The sequence below is a fragment of the Prosthecobacter sp. genome (genome assembly GCF_044378005.1).
Lineage (GTDB): Bacteria > Verrucomicrobiota > Verrucomicrobiia > Verrucomicrobiales > Verrucomicrobiaceae > Prosthecobacter.
In genome coordinates, this window is the sequence record NZ_JBILYB010000331.1 from 1 (window position 1) to 2523 (window position 2523).

Below are 2523 nucleotides of genomic sequence, written 5' to 3' on the forward strand. Positions count from 1 at the left end.
CGGTGCCGCGGGCGACGAGGCGATCAATGTTCGGGGTCTTGGTCTGGGGATGCCCGCCGAGGTTGCCGACCCAGTCATTGAGGTCATCGACGGCGATGAAGAGGACGTCGGGCTTGTCCGCCGCGATGAGCGGGAGGCAAAGGGCGGCGAGCAGGGCAGGGAGGAGACGCGTGGGTGTCATGCGGCGGTGGGGAACGAGGTGCGGCTGGTGATCTTGCCTGATATAAAGGGATTGCATCGGCCACTCGGCTTCGGTTTTAATACCTGGCATGAATACCCACACCGAGCCGCTGGGCGTGGACCGTCACGATGGGGCGACGCTCTGCCCGATGTGCCGCAAGGAGGTGCTGCTGGAGACGAACTTCTGCCCTGAATGTGGTACCCCGGTGGATGCGGCGGGTGTGATGGACCCGCTGCCGACTCCTGCGCGCTCGAAATGGGCTGAGAGGAGTCCTTTATTGCTCGCCATCTGCTACGCTGTCATTGCCATGACGCAGGCTTACTCCGCCAGTCTTGAAGTGCGATCCCCGAAGGAGAGGATGATCTTTTCCGCCTTCTTTGCCTGCTGCGCTTTGATGTTTGGGTGGCAGTGGATCTCTGCGCGCAGGGCTAAGAAGGCTCAGAAACTGCCGCTCACTTCAGCGTGACCACGGCCTTGGGCAGGGCTTTCTTGAGCTCGGCGACTCCGGCGGGGGTGGCTTTGGTCTGGAAGAGGGTGACCTGCTTGAGGCTCTTGATGGAAGCGAGGTGCTTCACGCCAGCGTCGGTGATCTCGGTGCCGAAGAGATTGATGGCCTGGAGGTTTTTCAGGCCGGTGAGGGCTTCGAGTCCGGCGTCGGTGATTTTGGTTTGGCGGAGGTCGAGGGAGACGAGGCGGGAGAGCTGGGCGACGGTCTTCAATCCGGCATCGGTGATGATGGTGCGGCCGAGATCGAGCTGGGCGATGTAGTCTTTGAGCGGTTCGAGGACGGTGATCTTGGCATCGTCACACTTTGAGACGCCGGTGAGGAAGTCGGCACGGAGCAGGGCGCTGTCGATCTTGAGCTGGGCGATCTGGGCTCCGCCTTCCTTGGCTTTGGCGATGGCGGCCTCGGGGGCTGGCTTCAGGCCTTCGGAGAGCTTGGCGTAGAAGAGGTCGTGCTCGCGGGGTTTGACTGCTTTGGCGGCTGCAGCGGCCACGACGTCGGCGGGAGCGCCTTCCATATTGCCTTTCCATGCGCCGAAGTCAGCGCCGGATTCGATCCACTCTTTGAGGAGTTTGATCTCGGCTTCGGTCATCGCGTCGCCTTTGGGCGGCATGAACATGTCGTCGTCCTTGGGCAGGGTGACGACATCGTGCATGTAGCTCTTGGCGAGATCTTTTGGAACAAGAGCGGGGCCGGTCTCACCGCCTTTGAGCATGGCCCAGGCGGCATCGAGGCGGAGTTCGCCCTTGGGCTTCTTGGGTTTGCCATCGACCACGGTGGGTGCGCTGTGGCAGTCGAGACACTTTTTGGTGAGGACGGGAAGCAGGTCTTTTTCAAAGTTCACCGCAGCATTCGAGCGGAGGGCGGGGAGGCTGAGCGCGATGAGGACAAGAGGAAGGGAGCGATTCACAAGCGGGGACATGGCAGAGGTGGGGGTTGGGGGCATAGTGGGGTCAACACAAAGGCGTGTTTCATCTCACCGGTGGTGGAAACGCCTTGCCACCGTGCGATTTTTCCAGGAAAACAGCCCATAACCCATTCCGATATGTCAAACACAGTTGCCGTCGATAGCGCCCTACGTCGTTCCACTCTGGCCATCGTCATGGGCGGTGGAGCAGGAACGCGCCTCTTCCCACTGACGAAAGATCGTGCAAAACCTGCCGTGCCTCTGGCGGGCAAGTATCGCCTCGTGGACATCCCGATCAGCAACTGCATCAACTATGGGGTGCGCCAGGTCTTCGTGCTCACGCAGTACAACAGCATGTCCCTGAACCGCCACATCGCGCGGACTTATAAGTTTGATCAATTCACGCGCGGGTTTGTGGAAGTGCTCGCGGCGCAGCAGACGCCAGATGGTGAACGCTGGTACCAGGGCACTGCGGATGCCGTGCGGCAGAACATGCGGTACTTCACCGAGAACGATTACGACTACTATCTCATCCTCAGTGGGGATCAGCTCTACCGCATGGATTTCCGCGAGGTGATGACGCAGCACATCAAGACGGGGGCGGAGCTGACCATCGCGACGCTGCCGGTGAATGCGCGGGACGCGACGAGCTTTGGGATCATGAAAACGGAGCCCAGCGGGCGCATCCGAGAGTTTGTGGAAAAGCCGAAAGATCCCACCTTGCTCGAAACTCTGCGGATGCCTGCGGAGACACTGACCGAACTGGGGCTCGATGCCAAGGAGGCGCGCTATCAGGCCAGCATGGGCATCTATGTCTTCAACCGCCAGACCCTGATCGACTGTCTGGACAACGATTGCATGGACTTCGGCAAGCACATCATCCCTGCTGCCATCCGCGACCGCAAAGTCCACGCCTACAATTTCCAGGGC

3 protein-coding genes and 1 pseudogene are annotated in these 2523 nt (G+C 60.6%); 2 read left to right on the forward strand and 2 right to left on the reverse strand.

Annotation, left to right across the window (positions count from 1 at the left end):
• Positions 1-181, reverse strand: a pseudogene (locus AC6FTP_RS26885) (sulfatase); the annotation flags it as partial.
• Between the two features lie 88 nt (positions 182-269).
• Between AC6FTP_RS26885 and AC6FTP_RS26890 the strand changes: the two are divergent.
• Positions 270-647: a zinc-ribbon domain-containing protein gene (locus AC6FTP_RS26890; RefSeq protein WP_497201719.1), complete on the forward strand. Its 378-nt coding sequence runs from the start codon at positions 270-272 to the stop codon at positions 645-647.
• On the opposite strand, the gene AC6FTP_RS26895 is transcribed toward AC6FTP_RS26890, so the two are convergent.
• On the reverse strand, positions 634-1608 hold the full coding sequence (locus tag AC6FTP_RS26895; RefSeq protein ID WP_497209974.1) for a c-type cytochrome domain-containing protein: 975 nt from the start codon (positions 1606-1608) through the stop codon (positions 634-636). The genes AC6FTP_RS26890 and AC6FTP_RS26895 overlap by 14 nt on opposite strands.
• A 123-nt stretch (positions 1609-1731) precedes the next feature.
• Here AC6FTP_RS26895 and AC6FTP_RS26900 point away from each other — a divergent pair.
• Positions 1732-2523 (forward strand): sugar phosphate nucleotidyltransferase (locus tag AC6FTP_RS26900; protein WP_497209975.1); only part of this gene is annotated, 792 nt, incomplete at its 3' end.